Annotated in this window: 17 protein-coding genes; 7 read left to right on the forward strand and 10 right to left on the reverse strand. The window is 69.2% G+C overall.

Translation table 11 applies throughout. From position 1 onward, the window contains the following. A complete protein-coding gene (locus ABW16_RS12770; protein WP_047319534.1) occupies window positions 1-1254 on the reverse strand; it encodes a deoxyguanosinetriphosphate triphosphohydrolase in 1254 nt (417 codons plus the stop codon). Window positions 1255-1392: 138 nt separating this feature from the next. Between ABW16_RS12770 and ABW16_RS12775 the strand changes: the two genes are divergently transcribed. Then, window positions 1393-3387, forward strand: a complete 1995-nt coding sequence (locus ABW16_RS12775) for a TPM domain-containing protein (protein ID WP_047319535.1) — start codon at window positions 1393-1395, stop codon at window positions 3385-3387. Window positions 3388-3401: 14 nt separating this feature from the next. After that, the gene (locus ABW16_RS12780; protein ID WP_052956886.1) at window positions 3402-4151 is read left to right on the forward strand and encodes a hypothetical protein; all 750 of its coding nucleotides are present in this window, start codon (window positions 3402-3404) and stop codon (window positions 4149-4151) included. Between the two features lie 6 nt (window positions 4152-4157). Here the strand turns inward: ABW16_RS12780 and ABW16_RS12785 are convergent, their stop codons facing one another. Continuing rightward, window positions 4158-5540 (reverse strand): glycine--tRNA ligase, encoded by a 1383-nt coding sequence (locus ABW16_RS12785; RefSeq protein WP_047319536.1) that lies wholly within the window; start codon window positions 5538-5540, stop codon window positions 4158-4160. 186 nt (window positions 5541-5726) lie between these two features. Here ABW16_RS12785 and ABW16_RS12790 point away from each other — a divergent pair, with 186 nt between their 5' ends. Both ABW16_RS12790 and ABW16_RS12795 read left to right on the forward strand, forming a co-directional pair. Continuing rightward, window positions 5727-6059 carry an ArsR/SmtB family transcription factor gene (locus ABW16_RS12790; protein WP_230987592.1) on the forward strand — a complete coding sequence of 111 codons (333 nt, stop codon included), beginning with the start codon at window positions 5727-5729 and terminating at the stop codon, window positions 6057-6059. Beyond that, a complete protein-coding gene (locus ABW16_RS12795) occupies window positions 6056-6448 on the forward strand; it encodes a Fur family transcriptional regulator (protein ID WP_047319537.1) in 393 nt (130 codons plus the stop codon). The genes ABW16_RS12790 and ABW16_RS12795 overlap by 4 nt, the downstream gene beginning before the upstream one ends. A 12-nt stretch (window positions 6449-6460) precedes the next feature. Here the strand turns inward: ABW16_RS12795 and ABW16_RS12800 are convergent, their stop codons facing one another. The 5 genes from ABW16_RS12800 to recO all read right to left on the reverse strand — a co-directional run bounded on the left by ABW16_RS12800 (window position 6461) and on the right by recO (window position 10615). Then, window positions 6461-6850, reverse strand: a complete 390-nt coding sequence (locus ABW16_RS12800) for a hypothetical protein (RefSeq protein ID WP_047319538.1) — start codon at window positions 6848-6850, stop codon at window positions 6461-6463. Next, entirely contained in the window at window positions 6850-7737 is an 888-nt protein-coding gene (locus ABW16_RS12805) for a decaprenyl diphosphate synthase (protein WP_047319539.1), read from the reverse strand. The genes ABW16_RS12800 and ABW16_RS12805 overlap by 1 nt, the downstream gene beginning before the upstream one ends. A gap of 82 nt (window positions 7738-7819) precedes the next feature. Continuing rightward, window positions 7820-9040, reverse strand: coding sequence for a class I SAM-dependent methyltransferase (locus ABW16_RS12810; protein WP_047319540.1), 1221 nt, complete (start codon window positions 9038-9040; stop codon window positions 7820-7822). A gap of 134 nt (window positions 9041-9174) precedes the next feature. Next, window positions 9175-9699 (reverse strand): hypothetical protein, encoded by a 525-nt coding sequence (locus ABW16_RS26900; RefSeq protein WP_200900654.1) that lies wholly within the window; start codon window positions 9697-9699, stop codon window positions 9175-9177. A 112-nt stretch (window positions 9700-9811) separates the two neighbouring features. Beyond that, the gene (gene recO, locus ABW16_RS12820; RefSeq protein ID WP_047319541.1) at window positions 9812-10615 is read right to left on the reverse strand and encodes a DNA repair protein RecO; all 804 of its coding nucleotides are present in this window, start codon (window positions 10613-10615) and stop codon (window positions 9812-9814) included. Window positions 10616-10689: 74 nt separating this feature from the next. On the opposite strand from recO, the gene ABW16_RS12825 reads away from it, so the two are divergent. From ABW16_RS12825 to ABW16_RS12835, 3 genes are all read left to right on the forward strand, one after another. Then, entirely contained in the window at window positions 10690-12138 is a 1449-nt protein-coding gene (locus ABW16_RS12825) for an amidase (RefSeq protein ID WP_109519582.1), read from the forward strand. Window positions 12139-12260: 122 nt separating this feature from the next. Next, on the forward strand, window positions 12261-12599 hold the full coding sequence (locus ABW16_RS12830) for a hemophore-related protein (protein ID WP_047319543.1): 339 nt from the start codon (window positions 12261-12263) through the stop codon (window positions 12597-12599). Between the two features lie 13 nt (window positions 12600-12612). After that, a complete protein-coding gene (locus ABW16_RS12835; protein WP_109519583.1) occupies window positions 12613-13479 on the forward strand; it encodes a sulfurtransferase in 867 nt (288 codons plus the stop codon). A 44-nt stretch (window positions 13480-13523) separates the two neighbouring features. Here the strand turns inward: ABW16_RS12835 and ABW16_RS12840 are convergent, their stop codons facing one another. From ABW16_RS12840 to ABW16_RS12850, 3 genes are read right to left on the reverse strand one after another with little or no spacing between them, the layout of a single operon-like run. After that, a complete protein-coding gene (locus ABW16_RS12840) occupies window positions 13524-14981 on the reverse strand; it encodes a flavin-containing monooxygenase (protein ID WP_047319545.1) in 1458 nt (485 codons plus the stop codon). Next, window positions 14978-15835 (reverse strand): SDR family oxidoreductase, encoded by an 858-nt coding sequence (locus ABW16_RS12845; protein ID WP_047319546.1) that lies wholly within the window; start codon window positions 15833-15835, stop codon window positions 14978-14980. The genes ABW16_RS12840 and ABW16_RS12845 overlap by 4 nt, the downstream gene beginning before the upstream one ends. 3 nt (window positions 15836-15838) lie before the next feature. Beyond that, on the reverse strand, window positions 15839-16513 hold the full coding sequence (locus ABW16_RS12850; RefSeq protein ID WP_047319547.1) for a DUF5642 family protein: 675 nt from the start codon (window positions 16511-16513) through the stop codon (window positions 15839-15841). Between the last annotated feature and the right edge of the window lie 3 nt (window positions 16514-16516).

The following is a 16516-nucleotide window of genomic DNA, read 5'->3' on the forward strand; positions in this document are numbered from 1 at the left end:
TCAACCCGCGACGAGGCGTTCCAGCCGCCCCTCGGTGCACGACGCTATCTGGTCGACGACCACCCGCAACCGCGCGCCGTCGTCGGCTGCGGCGGTAAACGCCGGAACGAAGATCGGGTCCAGGCTGCCCGGCGCCGTGGCGAGCAACCGGTGTGCCACCTCGTGCACCTGCTCACGCTGAGCGGCCTGAATCCTGCGGTGCTGATCCGAGGAGATGATGAACTGCACCGCAAGGGTTTTCAGCACGGCCACTTCGGCCCGCACCAGTTCGGGCACAACGAGGTCTGCCTGGTAGCGGGTCAGCGGCCCGGGGCCGGCGGCAGCGTGGGTGGCGGTGATCGCTGCGGAGGCGAAGCGCCCGACGAGTTCACTGGTCAACCGTTTGAGTGCCACCGACGCCGACAGGGTCGCGTCGTAATCACCGACCGCGGCCACCACCGGCAGTTCGGTGAGCCGGCGAGCCGCCCCAGCCAGATCGTGCACCCCGTTGGGGTCGCCCAAACGTGTCAGCTCGGCCACCGTCGACGCATCGGCAAGCACCCGCAGATCGATCCGGCCCGAGATGACGCCGTCTTCAACGTCATGCACCGAATAGGCGACGTCGTCGGCCCAGTCCATGATCTGCGACTCCAGACAGACCCGTCCCTCCGGCGCCCCGCGGCGCATCCAGTCGGCGGCCGCCCGGTCGTCGTCGTAGAAGCCGAACTTGGTCCGGAGCGAGCCGTCTGCCGCGCGACGGCGCCACGGATATTTGGTGACCGCATCCAGTGCCGCCCGGCTCAGATTCAGCCCCGCACTGGCACCGTCGGGCCCCAGGACCTTCGGCTCCAAACTGGTCAGGATCCGGAAGTTCTGCGCGTTTCCTTCGAAACCTCCGCAGCCCGAGGCGATTTCGTTGAGCGCCTGCTCACCGTTGTGGCCGTAGGGCGGGTGGCCGATGTCGTGGGCCAATCCGGCCAGGTCCACCAGGTCAGGATCACAGCCCAGTCCGATCGCCATCCCCCGCCCGATCTGCGCCACCTCCAGCGAGTGCGTCAGCCGGGTGCGCGGCGTGTCCCCGTCTCGGGGGCCGACGACCTGAGTCTTGTCGGCCAGCCGGCGCAGCGCAGCGCTGTGCAGCACCCTGGCCCGGTCGCGGGCAAAGTCGGTCCGGTGCTGGCCGCCGGTTCCGGGCAGGCCGGCGGTTTTCGACGACTCCGCCACGATGCGGTCGCGGTCGTGCGCGTCGTAGCTGTCGTAGGAGTTTGTGGCCACCGCCGCCAGTCTATTTTGACCTCGTCCGGGTCCACGACACGGCGGGCCGAAGCTGGGCACACGACCCGCGGCGAAACCGAGTGAACCGGTCACAGAATTGGCGTCGAGCACCCCCGGATCGCATATAGATTGGCCAGCATGCGCATCACCCGCCTGGCCGGCGCCGCCCTGGCGTTTCTCATCGCAGTGCTGCTGGTAGCTCCGAGCGCCGCGGCGCAGCCTCCGATGCGTCTGCCCAGCTCGATCACCGACAGCGCCGGAGCCCTGTCGCAGTCCCAGCGCGCCGGGGTGCAAGACGCGATCGACAAGCTCTACGCCGACCGGCACATCCGGCTGTGGGTGGTCTACGTCGACGTGTTCTCCGGCCAGACCGCCGAGGACTGGGGCCGCAGCACGGCGCGGCTCAGCGATCTCGGCAGCAACGACGCCGTGCTCGCGGTGGCCATCGCCGACCGCAGCTACGCCTTCCTGGTGTCCAACGGGATCTCCGAGATCAGCACTGGCAAAGTCGACGCATTGCGGCGCAACCAGATCGAGCCGGCCCTGCACCGTGGCGACTGGGCCGCGGCGGCCTCAGCGGCCGCCACCGGACTGGACGCGGCCGCCGCGCCCGCCGAGGTGAGCTGGGCACCGATCTTGATCGCCCTGGCCGCGGTGGCGGCCGCCGGCCTGGTGGTGCTGCTGGTGGTGCGTCATCTGCGGCGCCGGCGCCACGCCGCGGCCCTGGCGGCGGCCCGGCGGGTCGATTCCACCGACCCCAACGCACTGTCCGACGTGCCGGTGTTCGCGCTGGACGCCCTGTCGCGGGAGAAGGTCGTCGAAGTCGACAACGCGGTGCGTACCAGCGCCAACGAACTGGAGTTGGCCGTCGAAGAGTTCGGCGAGGAGCGCACCCGGCCGTTCGCGCAGGCCGTTGCCTCGGCCAAGGCGGCCATGGAACACGCCTTCACGGTGCGCCAGCAACTCGACGACGACATCCCCGAGACGCCGGCCCAACAGCGCGACCTGCTGACCGGGGTGATCGTCACCGCCTCCAAGGCGGACCGCGAACTGGAGACCCAGCGCGCCTCGTTCGAGCAGTTGCGCGATCTGGTACTCAACGCCGCCGACCGCCTCGACGCGCTGACCCAGCAACTGGTCGAGCTGACCGGCCGCATTCCGGCCTCCGAACAGCATCTGGTCGCGTTGCACACCGAATTCGACGCCACCGCGCTCAGTTCGGTGTCCGGCAACGTCAAGACGGCACAGGACCGAGCGGCCTTCGCCGAGCGCAACATCACCCGGGCGCGCAGCCTGGCCGACCGCCCGGTCACCGGCGGGCAAAGCGACCTGGTGGACGCGGTGCGGGCCGCCGAGTCGGGGCTGGGCCAGGGCCGGGCGCTGCTCGACGCGGTGGACAATGCCGCCAGCGACATCCGCCACGCGGTCGCCACGCTGCCAGAGACCATCGCCGACGCCGAGGCCGGTATCGCGCAGGCCGCCGCCCAGCTGCAGCGCGGGGTGGGCACCCACAAGTCCCAGCTGACCGCCGCCCGCGACACCGTGGTCAAGGCCGTCGCCACCGCCCGCACCTCGGGAGATCCCCTGGGGGCCTTCACCGCGCTGATCAAGGCCGACGGCGAACTGGACCAGCTGCTGGACACCGTCGCCGAGGAACGCGCAGCCGCCGAGCGTTTGGCCCGCACCCTCGAGCAGGCCCTGTTCACCGCGTCGTCGCGCATCCGCGCCGTGTCCGACTACATCGACACCCGTCGCGGCAGTGTCGGGCCGGAGGCGCGCACCCGGCTGGCCGAGGCACGGCGCCGACTCGACGCGGCCAACGACAAGCGCGCCACCGATGTCGCCGGAGCCATCACCCAGGCCAACGGCGCGGCCACGCTGGCCGCCGCGGCGCAGTCCCTGGCCAAGGCGGACGTGCAGTCCGCGCAACGGGCCTACTACGGGCGCTACGGCAGCGGCCCCGGCGGCGGCAACGACACCGGCGCCATGTTGGGCGGAATCATCATCGGCAACATCCTCTCCGGGGGTGGCGGCGGCTTCGGCGGTGGAGGCGGAGGGGGCGGCTGGAGCCCGACCTCATTCGGCGGCTCCTCTTCGGGCGGCGGCTTCCTCGGCGGTGGCGGCCGGTTTTAGCCCTCCGGTAAACCATGTTGGGTCTGGTCAATATCGCCGTAGTGGTGCCCCTGGTGGCGTGCGGCTACGCGCTGTGGGTCCGCCGCGACACCTGGGGGTCACGCTGGGACAGCAATCCCTCCCGCATCCTGGTCTTCATCGGTGGCGCGGTCGTGCTCATGTCCCCGGTGGGGTGGGGGCTTCTCGACCCGCTCCTGCACAGCGCGCTTGGGGTGTGGAACGTCGCCGGCCTGCTTGCTGCACTCTGCATGTTCGCCGCGGTGGTGACTATGTCCGGGCATCTGGTGACCCGACTGGACGATCAGGACCGCGCCAAACGGTTGGAGCGTCGCTACATCAAGACTCCGCTGAAATTGGTTCTGCCGCTGGCGATCATCATGTTCTTCATCGCTGACCGGGGACGGCCCCCGTGTCAGGACGTCTTCGCGACCCGCGGCCCATGGTTCACCGTGTACTGGACGCTGATCTGCCTCTCCGCGCTCTACCTGTTCGGGCTCACCGGCCGGGTGTTACTGACCCTGCGCAGCGATCCGCGCTCCACGTCGTCCGCCGAACAGTACCTGGCCTGGATCGCCCTGAAGGCCGCAGCCATGTCCTACCAGCTGATCAGCGTGCTGATCGGAAGTACCCTCACACTGCCCACCTGGATCTTCGCGGGGGCGGCCAGCCTGGCTTTCGCCTACGCATCCGCGCGGTCCTGGCAGGCCCGGACCGAGTGGTTCAAACCGTTCAGGCCGATAACCCCCGAAGCCACCGGGGACTGACGTCGGTCAGCAGCCCTTCAGGCGCACGGCCAGGTAGTCGGAGACCGCGTCGATGGCCACCCGCTCCTGAGACATGGTGTCGCGCTCGCGCACCGTGACGGCGTGGTCTTCGAGCGAGTCGAAGTCGACCGTGATGCAGAACGGGGTGCCGATCTCGTCCTGGCGCCGGTAGCGCCGCCCGACCGCCCCGGCGTCGTCGAACTCCACGTTCCAGGACTGGCGCAGCTCGGCGGCCAAGTCCCGAGCCTTGGGCGACAGGTCCGCGTTGCGCGACAGCGGCAACACCGCGGCCTTGACCGGCGCCAGTCGCGGGTCCAGCCGCAGCACTGTGCGCTTGTCCACCCCGCCCTTGGCGTTGGGGGCCTCGTCCTCGTGGTACGAGTCCACCAGGAAGGCCATCAGCGAACGGGTCAGGCCGGCTGCCGGTTCGATCACGTACGGCACGTAGCGGGTGTCGGATGCCTGGTCGTAGAACGACAGGTCCACACCGGAATGCTCCGAGTGCGTGGTCAGGTCGAAGTTGGTGCGGTTGGCGATGCCCTCCAGCTCACCCCACGGGTTCCCGGCGAAACCGAACTTGTACTCGATGTCGGTGGTGCCGGCGGAGTAGTGCGACAGCTTCTCGAGCGGGTGTTCATAGAGGCGCAGGTTCTCACGCTTGATACCCAGGTCGACGTACCACTGCAGGCGCGCGTCGATCCAGTACTTGTGCCACTCGGCTGCGGTGGACGGTTCGACGAAGAACTCCATCTCCATCTGCTCGAACTCGCGGGTCCGGAAGATGAAGTTGCCGGGAGTGATCTCGTTGCGGAAGCTCTTGCCGATCTGGCCGATTCCGAACGGCGGCTTGCGACGTGCCGTGGTCACCACGTTGGCGAAGTTGACGAAGATGCCCTGTGCCGTCTCGGGCCGCAGGTAGTGCAGGCCCTCTTCGGACTCGATCGGCCCCAGGTAGGTCTTGAGCATCATGTTGAAGTCACGGGGCTCGGTCCACTCGCCTTTGGTACCGCAGTCCGGACAGGCGATCTCGCTCATCGGCACGTCGTCAGGGTTACCCCCCTTTTTCAGTGCCACCGCTTCCTGCATGTGATCCTGCCGGTGCCGCTTGTGGCAGTTGAGGCACTCCACCAGCGGGTCGTTGAACACCGCGACGTGCCCGGAGGCCACCCACACCTGACGCGGCAGGATGATCGCACTGTCCAAGCCGACGACGTCGTCGCGGGAGGTCACGACCGAGCGCCACCACTGGCGCTTGATGTTCTCCTTGAGCTCCACCCCGAGTGGGCCGTAGTCCCACGCCGACTTTGTGCCGCCGTAGATTTCGCCCGACTGGAAGACCAGGCCGCGTCGCTTGGCCAGATTGGCAACGGTGTCGATGATGGACGCCACGAGGGGGTGCTCTCCTGTCTGGACGGGACCGCGCCGGCAACGCCGACACGCAAAACATCAGTCATCGTATCGATACCGCCGGAGTTCTTTGACATGCGTCATCACGCATGGAACAGTGGATGCCAGCTGAAAATGATTTCCAACGCGTCCGGAGGTGGTGCTGTGCCCTCCTCAGCGTCGGGTCTGATGGCCGACGGCCACCAACACAGCGGTCCTGCCTTCCCCGCGACTCCGCCGCGGGAGATCCTCGACGCCGCCGGGGAATTGCTCCGTGCGCTGGCCGCCCCGGTGCGCATCGCGATCGTGTTGCAACTGCGGGAGTCGCAACGCTGCGTGCACGAGCTCGTCGACGCGCTGGGGGTGCCCCAGCCGCTGGTCAGTCAGCACCTCAAGATCCTCAAGGCAGCCGGGGTGGTCGCCGGGGAACGTTCCGGCCGCGAAGTGCTCTACCGGCTGGCCGATCATCACCTGGCGCACATCGCCATCGACGCCGTGGCCCATGCCGGTGAGGACCGTTGACCGCCCCCGGCGTGCGCTCCACCCGGCAGCGGGCGGCGATTTCGGCGTTGCTGGAGACCGTCGACGATTTCCGGTCGGCGCAGGAGCTGCACGACGCGCTGCGTGAGCGTGGCGAGAACATCGGACTGACCACCGTCTATCGCACGTTGCAGGCGATGGCCTCGGCCGGCCAGGTCGACACGCTGCGTTCTGACACCGGCGAATCGGTGTACCGGCGTTGCTCCGATCATCATCACCACCACCTGGTGTGTCGGGACTGCGGGGCCACCGTCGAAGTGGGCGATCGCGAAGTCGAGGAGTGGGCGGCCCGCATCGCCGCCGAACACAATTACTCCGACGTGGGCCACACCATCGAGATCTTCGGCACCTGCGCCGACTGCCGCAAGTGAGCCCCGCACTCCTCAGGCGCTGAGTGCATCCCGGGCGTCGACGCCTTTGGCCAACACCAACAGGACCAGCGTGCGCAACGCGTCGTCGGTCAGGCCCGATCCGGGAAAGTTGTAGCGCAGCATCACATCTGCGGACTCGGCGTCCTTCTCGACCAGGGTGACGGTCCCGAGCTGGCTGAGGTTCGCCTGCTCGGCAGCACGCTCGCGCAGCTTCTCGGTCAGCGGCAGATCCCACGCCAGGATCTGGGTGAGCGACACCAGCTCGAGATCCTCGGCGATCGGCACCACCCGCAACGACGCCAGTGTCCCGTCGTGGCGGACGGTCAGCGCACCGTCGGGCTCGGCATCAACGGCCAGCACCTCGGCGAGCAGCGCGGCAAGGCGGTCGGCCAGTGCCGTCATCACGCCGTTCCGAACCGGCGCTGTCGCGAGGCGTACTGCTCGCAGGCCTCCCACAGGTCGCGGCGGTCGTAGTCCGGCCACAGCTTCTCTTGAAAGATGTACTCGGCGTAGGCCGCCTGCCACAGCATGAAGTTGGACGACCGCTGCTCGCCCGAGGTGCGGATCAGCAAATCGACGTCGGGCATGTCGGGCCGGTGCAGATGCCGCGCGATGGTGGCCTCGTTGATCCGGCTCGGGTTCAGCTTGCCCGCCACCGCCTCCCGGGCGATGGCCTGTGCGGCTTCGGCGATCTCGGTGCGCCCACCGTAGTTGACGCAGTAATTGATGGTGATGACGTCGTTGCCGACGGTCATGGCTTCGGCGATCTCGAATTCTTTGATCACGCTGCGCCACATCTTCGGCCGCGAACCCACCCAGCGCATCCGCACGCCCATCGCGTTGAGGTTCTCCCGGCGCCGACGCACCACCTCGCGGTTGAAGCCCATCAGGAAGCGGACCTCTTCAGCCGAGCGCTTCCAGTTCTCGGTGGAGAACGCGTACACGGTCAGCCACTTGATACCGAGTTCGATGGCGCCGCAGGTGATGTCGATCAGCACCGCCTCGCCCATCTTGTGCCCCTCGGTGCGACCCAACCCGCGCTGGGTCGCCCAGCGGCCGTTGCCGTCCATGACGACGGCAACGTGGTTGGGCAGCGCCTCGGCGGGGATCTGCGGGGCGACGGCCTTGGAGGTGTGCTGCGGGGGGCGGCACGGCCCACCGCCCGGCGGCGAGGGCAGCTGCGGGAAGACCACCGGCCAGGTGGACTTGTCCGGGAACACCGGATAGTCGTCGGGTGCCGCGGGCAGTTGCGGGAAGGCAGCCTTCCGATTGGCCCGATTCAACACCATGCGCCCTATCCTGCCCGACCGGGCCGGCGCCGCCTGCGGCGACCATGCGGTCGCCGCGGCGGCTTACCGGCCATACCGACGATCAGGAACCGGCACCCAGATCCATCGCGACGAAGTCCAGACGCCACAGCGACTGGAACAGCTTGCGGCCGAACTTCTCCAGGTCCGCAGCGCTCCCGCGCGACGGGCCGCCGGCCTGCGCCAGGTCCGCGGCGATCTGACGAATGCTGCGACGACCGTCGATGCTCTGGACGAACGGCAGCTGAGCCGGGTTGAGCGGCATACGCCAGCCCGAGCGGAAGATCTCGTTGCCGTTCAAGCCGCACTTCCAGCGGAACAGCGGCACGTAGTCGAGGCTCTCCGGCGTCGAGAAGTCGATCGTGTAGCTGCTCTTGGCCCGCTCGGGGCGAGTGGCGATGAAGAAGTGCCGCGCGTTGAGGGTGTGGATGCGCTCCATCACCGACCAGATCTTCTCCTCCGGCAAGGCGTTCACCTTGTCGTAGAAGCCGGCGGACGGCACCGCCACATCGTGGGCGTAGTACGGCGCCTTGAGCAGCCAGCCCTGGAAGTCCAACCCGGCCGACTGGACCAGATCGATGCAGCCGTCGACGTCGTAGCTCTTCGCCCGGCCGTGCAGGAACGTGTCCACCAGGCCCGAGTCCGAGGCCAGGTCGCCGGCGATCTTCAGGTACGGCTGGACCGGGTGGTCCTGCGACAGCAGGCGGATGGCCTGGCGGACGGTCTGGATCGACTCGTCGTTCTGCTCCAACCCCAGGTCCTGGAAGACCGACTCCAGAATCTCGATGCCGATCCGGCCGTAGCGCGCGTAGAGCATGATGCCGGCGACGCCGTCGGGCCGCAGCCGTTCTGCGATCGCCTTCATGCCCACCTTCGGGTCGGCCATGTGGTGCAGCACGCCCGTCGAGATCGCCAGGTCGAAGTCCCGGCCGAGCGTGGCCAGCTCCTCGATCGGCAGCTGGTGCAGCTCCAGGTTCCACAAGCCGTGCTTGTCCTTGAGGTACTGCTGGTGCCCCAACGACGACGCGCTGATGTCGACGGCCACCACCCGGGCCTGAGGGTTGTTGTAGGCGAAGACCGCCGCCTGGTTGGTGCCGCAGCCGGCGATCAGGATGTCGAGGTCGGGGCGGTACTCACGGTCCGGCCACAGCACCCGGTGCGCGTGGCTCGGGTCGAACCACTCCCAGTTTCCGGCCGACCATGCCTGCAGGTCGTGGATGGGCGGCGGGTAGGTCCACCGCTCGTACTGCCGGGAGACGACGTCTGCACGTGGATTCTCGGTCACTTCTTTGTGGCTCCTTGTCGAATTGCCCCCCGCCGGATCGGATCAGACTTTAGCGGGGGCAGATTTGGCCGGTGCGGCGTGGCTCACATCGGAGCACGCCGCCCGGTGATTTGGAACGGTTGTATCGAACCGGCTCAGTGAGCGTGGCCGGGCTCCCCGGGCTGTCCGGGCTGGCCCGGCTGGCCCGGTGTTCCGCCAGGTCCGGCCGCTCCGCCAGCACCGCCGGCACCGCCCAGGCCGGGTTGGCCACCGGCACCGCCGGCACCACCGGCACCGCCGTTCCCGCCGCGCCCGCCCATACCGCCTTGGCCGCCGGCGCCGCCTTTACCGCCCTGGCCACCCTTGCCGCCCTGGCCACCTTTACCGCCCTGGCCACCCTTACCGCCCTGGCCGCCGGCGCCGGGGGCACCGTCAGCCCCGGGAGCGCCATCAGCTCCGTTGGCGCCGTCAGCGCCATCGGCACCATCAGCACCGGGGCCGTTCGACGGCAACGGCGCCGTGATCCCGGCAGCCGGGCCGGGTTCGGCGGCCCGCGCGCAGGAAGCCACGGCCGGGATCATTCCCACGACGAGTAGCGCCCCGGCCGCCGCACCGATACCGGCTCCGTAGCCCGGTGTCGTCCTGTGCGCCCAGCGCCCCCACCCGGTGTCGTGAAACATTCGGCCTGCCTTCCTGATTAAACCTAGGGATCGTGAAGTCGCATCAGCGTACCGCTGACACCCGCATAGTCCACCGAAACGGACACAATCCCCAGGTCGGCGCCCGGTGCGATCAGCCGTCGCTGCCGGTGGCCTGGGGCTGAACCTCAACTTCAGCCTCGACGTCGTGCCCGGCCGGCCGATGCTGAACCCGCTCCACCAACGGCAACGTCCGCAGCCGGCGCTCCAGGTGCCACTGCAGATGCGCGGCCACCAATCCGCTGGCATGGCTGCGATGCGCCGCCGTGGAAAGCTCGGCGACCTCCCAGTCGCCGTCGTGCAACGCCGACATCAGATCCAGCACACCCATCGGCGGGGTGGTCGAACCAGCCGGGCGGCAGTGCCCGCAGACGCTGCCACCGGCCGCGACGTGAAATGCCCGATGCGGACCGGGGGTGGCGCAACGGGCGCACTCGGTCAGTGCCGGCGCCCACCCGGCCACCGACATGGCACGCAGCAGATAGGCGTCCAGCACCAGCTCACGGGAGCGCCGGCCGTCGGCCACCGCGCGCAGCGCACCGACGGTGAGCCGGTGCAACGCCGTCGCCGGGGCCCGCTCGGCACCGGCCAGGCGTTCCGCGGTCTCCAAGATCACGCAGGCGCAGGTGTAGCGGCCGTAGTCGCTGACGATGTCGGTGGCGAACGCGTCCACCGACACCACCTGGGTGACGATGTCGAGGTTGCGGCCGGGGTGCAGCTGCACGTCGATGTGGGCGAACGGCTCCAGCCGGGCACCGAACTTGCTGCGGGTACGACGCACCCCCTTGGCCACCGCGCGGACCAGCCCGTGGTCGCGGGTGAGCAAAGTGACGATCCGGTCGGCTTCGCCGAGCTTGTGCTGGCGCAGCACCACCGCCCGGTCCCGGTACAGCCGCATCGGACCAGTTTCGCATCGCGAGGGGGTGTTTCGAGGACACCCACCGGCGTGGCACGCCGATACTCTCATCACCGATGACCCACCCGCCCGCGGCGTCCGGCACCCGCTTCCCCACCCTCACCGAGCAGCTCTACCAGCTGGCCAGCGGCGAGGCGACCTCTGTCGACCTGGTGCGCCGGGCGCTGCACGCCATCGACGCCAGCCAGTCCACCCTGAACGCCTTCCGGGTGGTGTTCACGGAGTCGGCGCTGGTCAGCGCCGCCGAAGCCGACCGGCGTCGGGCCGCGGGCCACCGCGCCCCGCTGCTGGGCATCCCGATCGCGGTCAAAGACGACACCGATATCGCGGGTGTGGCCACCTCGTTCGGCACCTCCGGGTACGTCGAGCCCGCCGGCCACGACGCGGAGGTGGTGCGCCGCCTGCGGGCCGCCGGCGCGGTGATCGTCGGCAAGACCAACACCTGCGAGTTGGGCCAGTGGCCTTTCACCAGCGGCCCCGGGTTCGGCCACACCCGCAATCCCTGGTCTCGCCGGCACACCCCCGGTGGGTCGTCGGGGGGCAGCGCCGCCGCGGTGGCCGCGGGGCTGGTCGCCGCGGCAATCGGATCCGACGGAGCCGGCAGCGTGCGCATCCCCGCCGCGTGGACGCATCTGGTCGGCATCAAGCCGCAGCGCGGCCGCATCTCCACCTGGCCGCTGCCGGAGGCGTTCAACGGGCTGACCGTCAACGGGGTGCTGGCTCGCACCGTCGAGGACGCGGCGCTGGTGCTGGACGCGGTCTCCGGCAATGCCGACGGAGACCTGCACAAGCCGCCGCCGATGGCGGTCTCGGACTATGTGCGGACCGCTCCGGGGCAACTGCGTATCGCGCTGTCGACGCGGTTTCCCTACACCGGGTTCCCGGCTCGGCTGGATCCGGAGATCAGGGCGGCGCTGGAACGCACCGCCGAGCAGCTGCGCCTGCTCGGGCACACCGTGGTTCCCGGGAACCCCGACTACGGGCTGCGACTGTCGTGGAATTTCCTGTCCCGGTCCACCGCCGGAGTGTTGACCGCCGCCAACGGCCTCGGTGGCGCCGTCAACCTCGACCCGCGGACGCATGCCAACATGCGCACCGGCCGGCTGCTGTCGCAGGCCGTGCTGCGCAAGGCCCGCGCTCACGAGACCCGGGATCAGCGCCGGGTGGGCTCGATCTTCCGCATCGTCGACGTGGTGCTGGCGCCCACCACCGCCCAGCCGCCACCATTGGTGCATACGTTCGACGACCTGGGCAGCTGGGAGACCGACCGCATCATGATCGCGGCCTGCCCGGTGACCTGGCCGTGGAACCTGCTGGGTTGGCCGTCGATCAACGTGCCGGCCGGGTTCACCTCCGAGGGGCTGCCGATCGGCGTGCAGTTGATGGGGCCGGCCAACAGCGACGGCTTGTTGGTGTCGCTGGCCGCTGAGCTGGAGGGCATCAACGGCTGGGCGGCCCGGCAACCCACGCCGTGGTGGCGTACCGAGCCCGGCCACGGCTCGTGAGCCGCCCAGAACGCCGCTAGCTGCGACTTCAGCGGGTTAAGCGGAGGTCCGCTAAGCTTGGCCCGTCTTCAAGTAGGTCTCCGCATCCCCGAAAAGGTGCACTGGTGAAAGGCGTCCACAAAATGGCCTCTCTGTCGTTGACCAGATTCGCTGTCGCAGCTGGCAGCGCGGCTGTAGCGCTCTCCGCCGGAGCCGGTTTCGCCGCCGCGGCCCCCGACCTCGACTCGGTAATCAACACCACCTGCACGTACTCGCAGGTGACCGCGGCACTGAACGCGGAGAACCCCGCTGCCGCGGCCAAGCTCAACGCAAATCCGATGGTCGGCAGCATCCTGCAGAGCTTTTTGAGCTCCACTCCCGCTCAGCGCCAGGAACAGGCCGCTCAGCTCCGGACCATGCCGGCGGCCCAGCAGTACATGGACACCATCACCTCGGTCGCCGGCTCCTGCAACAACTACTGAGCGGATCCCCGCGGTGGGCCCGCGCAACAAGGTCCTGATCACCGCCGCGGAGCTCACCGAGCTCCTGCGGGCCGGTGATCCGGTGACCGTCCTCGACGTCCGCTGGAGCCTGGAGGCACCGGACGGGCATCAGGCATATCTTCACGGCCATCTTCCGGGTGCGGTGTACGTCTCACTCGAAGACGAGTTGTCCGACCACACCGTGCCCGACCGTGGTCGGCACCCGCTGCCCACCGGACGCAATCTGGAGGCCGCCGCCCGCCGATGGGGGGTGCGGCGCAATCGGCCGGTGGTGGTCTACGACGACTGGAACCGGGCCGCATCCGGGCGACTGTGGTGGTTGCTGACCACCTCCGGGGTGGCCGATGTGCGCATTCTCGACGGTGGCCTGTCGGCGTGGACGGCAGCCGGCGGCGAGCTGCAGACCGGCGAGGTCTCCCCCGAGCCGGGCAACGTCACCCTGCTGCCCGAGGACCTCTATGAGGGTCTGCGGCCGACGCTGACCGCCGACGAGACGGGCGAAGCCGCCCGCACCGGCTCGGTGGCACTGCTCGACGCCCGCGCCCCGGAGCGGTTCCGTGCCGAGGTGGAGCCGATCGATGCGGCCGCCGGTCACATTCCGGGCGCGAAGAACCTGCCGTTCACCGCCCTGCTGGCCGCCGACGGAACCTTCCTGCCCGACGACGCGATCGCCGGACTGCTGGCCGACCGCGGTGTCGGCGCCGACGACACGGTGGGGACCTACTGCGGTTCGGGGATCAGCGCCACGGTGATCGTGGCGGCGCTGGCCGCCGCCGGCCGCTCCGCGGCCATGTTCCCGGGGTCGTGGTCGCAGTGGAGTGCGGATCCGTCCCGGCCGGTGGCACGTGGCGAGGATTGACGGCCACCTCAGCCGAGGTGGCTGGGTCAGCTGAGGTGGCTGGGTCAGCTGAGGTGGAAGTCCGCCGGATCGGGGCTGCCCAGCATCGCTTTCATCGTCGCGCGGTCGAACGGCCACAGGTCGACGGCGCCGCCCTCGGTGAGGTACCAGGAGTTGCAGCCGGTGTTCCACACCGTCGGGACCATTGCGGTGGCGACGTCGTCGTTGAACCGGGTGGTGGCCGCATCGGTGACCTCGATGGTGGTCAGCTCGCCGGCCCGGAACTTCGCTAGCCACTGGGCGATGTAGCGCGCGGTCAGCTCCGAGGTGTACTGCAGGGAGATCGATCCGGTGGGCGAATTGGGGCCCAACACGGTGAACAGGTTCGGGAAGCCGGGAATCGCAGTCATCTGGTAGGCGCGCGGGCCCTTGGCCCAGGCGTCGTCGATGCTGACCCCGTCCCGCCCATGCAACCGCATGGGACGCATGTAGTTGTGGGCGTGGAAGCCGGTCGCCAGCACGATCACGTCGGTGTCCCGGTGGGTGCCGTCGGCGGTGCGGATGCCGTTCGGGGTGACTTCGGCGATGGCGTCGGTGACCAGGTCGGCGTTATCGGCGCCGATGGCCCGGTAGTAGGTCCCCGATATCACCTGGCGCTTGCACAACGGCTGATAGTCGGGGTGGAGTTTGTCCCGTAAGTCTTTGTCGCGCACCTGGATTCGCAGACATGCTCGGGCGTACTCCTGCACCACCCGGCGCCGCCACGTCGGGCGGGTGGTGACATCGGTGAGCAGCGCAGAGCCACCGAACGCCATCAGCCGGTAGAGCGCACGATGCAGCTTCGGGAGCCGCGCCAGCACCGCGGCGACGCCCGGCAGCTGTCGAAGCGACGTGGGCGCCCACAGGATCCATTGCGCCGAACGGACATAGTGGTCGATCGACGCGGCGTCGGGCTGCAGGGCCGAGACCACCTGCACGCCGGTGGAACCGGTGCCGATCACCGCGATCCGTTTCCCGCCGGTCTCAAGCCCGTCGTCCCACCGGGCGGTGTGCACCACCGGGCCGGTGAAGTCCGCGAGCCCGGGGATCTCGGGGACAAACGGGTGGTGCAGCACGCCGGTCGCGCAGACCAGGAAGTCGGCGACCAACTCTTCACCGGCGGCGGTGGTGACAACCCAGTGCCGGCGCTCATCCCATTGCGCGTCGGTCACCTCGGTGTCGAGTCTGATCAGCTCCGCCAGCCCGAGCTCGTCGACGACATCGCGGTGATACCGCTGAATCGCGGTGCCGGTGGCCCAGGCATGCTGCCAGTCGGGTTTCGGAGCGAACCCGAACTGGTAGATCTGCGAGGGCACGTCGCATCGCAGTCCCGGATAGTGGTTCCAGTACCAGACCCCGCCCACGTCGGAGCCCTTCTCCAGGACGGTGATGTCGGTGAAGCCCTGCTCACGCAGAACGTGCGCGGTGGTGATACCCGCGACGCCCGCCCCGATGATGATGACGCGGGGCTCGCGCTCGGTCACGAGGCCGACTCGCCATGATGAGCGCGGGCCTGCCGGTCCACCCGCTCGATGTAGGCACTGCGCGCCGCGGTGTCGATGGAGGTGAGCGCCCGCCGATCATCGAGCAGCCGCCGAGCCAGGCTCTGCAGCCACTCGGGCACGAACGCGGTCGTCGTCCACGCCGGAGCCACCCAACGGGGCACCGACCGGCGAGCGGCACGTGATCGCAGCACCGCCAAGATCGCCGCCGCCACATCCTCCGGATCGACCGTGGGCATGCCGCCGCTCAGCGGGGCGCCGGAGGTCAGTTCGGTCCGCACCGCCGAAGGCAGCACCGCCGAGACCGCGACACCGGTGCCGGCGTACTCACGCCGCGCGGACAGCGACGCCCCCAGGGCCGCGAATTTGCTCGCGTTGTAGGTGAGCATGCCGGGCACCGGAATCATGCCGGCCATCGAGGCGACGTTGACGACGTGGCCGCGGCCCCGCCGGGCCATACCGGGCAGCACCGCCTGCATACCGTTGAGCACGCCGCGGACATTGACGTCCAGGATCAGATCCCTGACCTGCTCCGTCTCGGCTTCGAAGGCGCCGAGCGGCATGACTCCGGCGTTGTTGACCAGGACGTCCAGTGGGCCCTCAGACGCCTCAATCCGCGCCAGCATGTCCCGCCAGGACGCCGGGCTGGTCACGTCGAGCCAACCACCGCAGACGCCGAGTTCGGCGGCCGTCTGCAGGCAGGTGTCCTCGTCGACGTCGCCGATCCACACTCGGGCGCCGCGGGCGGCGAGCAGCTTCGCGGTGGCCGCGCCGATCCCGCGGGCGCCGCCGGTGATCAGCACTCGGGCGTCGCCGACCGACTGCTTCTTCGGCATGGGCTAGTCGCGCAGCGCCGACACCGCGTCGACCAGCAACTGGCGCGCCCGGTCGGCGTCGACCATCGTCGGCGGCTGGCCGCGGACCGGCTGCGGGTTGGCCGTGACCTGCACCAGCGCGCTGCCCAGGTAGGCGGTGAAGGTGTAGGACTCGCGGGACTGCTGCTGGCCGTCCTTGCCGGTGATCTCGATCTCCGAGTGCGAACCCACGGTCTTGGCGTGGTCGATCTGCGGGGCGTCCACCTCGTCGAGGTAGCCGGTGAGCTTTCCGGCGTTGAACGAGACGTGCTTGCACTTCTCGGCGTCCGCGGCGTCGTACGGCAGGTCCTGGTCGGCCTGCATGGCGATCGCGACCAGCTGGTTGCCGTTGCCGAGGATGGAGACCATCGACATCTTGCCCCGGATGCCCTTCGGCGGCCGGCCGGTGTTGGCAGCGAAGTCGGCGCAGTCGGAGGGGTCGAACGTCACTCCCGGCGGCATCTTCTGCGGCCCGAGGATCTTCGGATCGATGTCGTTGGGACCCTTGGTCTGGGTCTTGAAGTCCGAGCCGAACGTCGACTGAACGTTGAAGAGCTTGGTGGTATCGACCGGCTTTTGGCTCCCCCCGCAACCGGCCAGTGCTTGCGCACACACGATGAGGCCAACCGAGGAGACAAGCAACGACTTGCGTACGGGCATCCC

It is taken from the genome of Mycolicibacter heraklionensis (genome assembly GCF_001021505.1).
Lineage (GTDB): Bacteria > Actinomycetota > Actinomycetes > Mycobacteriales > Mycobacteriaceae > Mycobacterium > Mycobacterium heraklionense.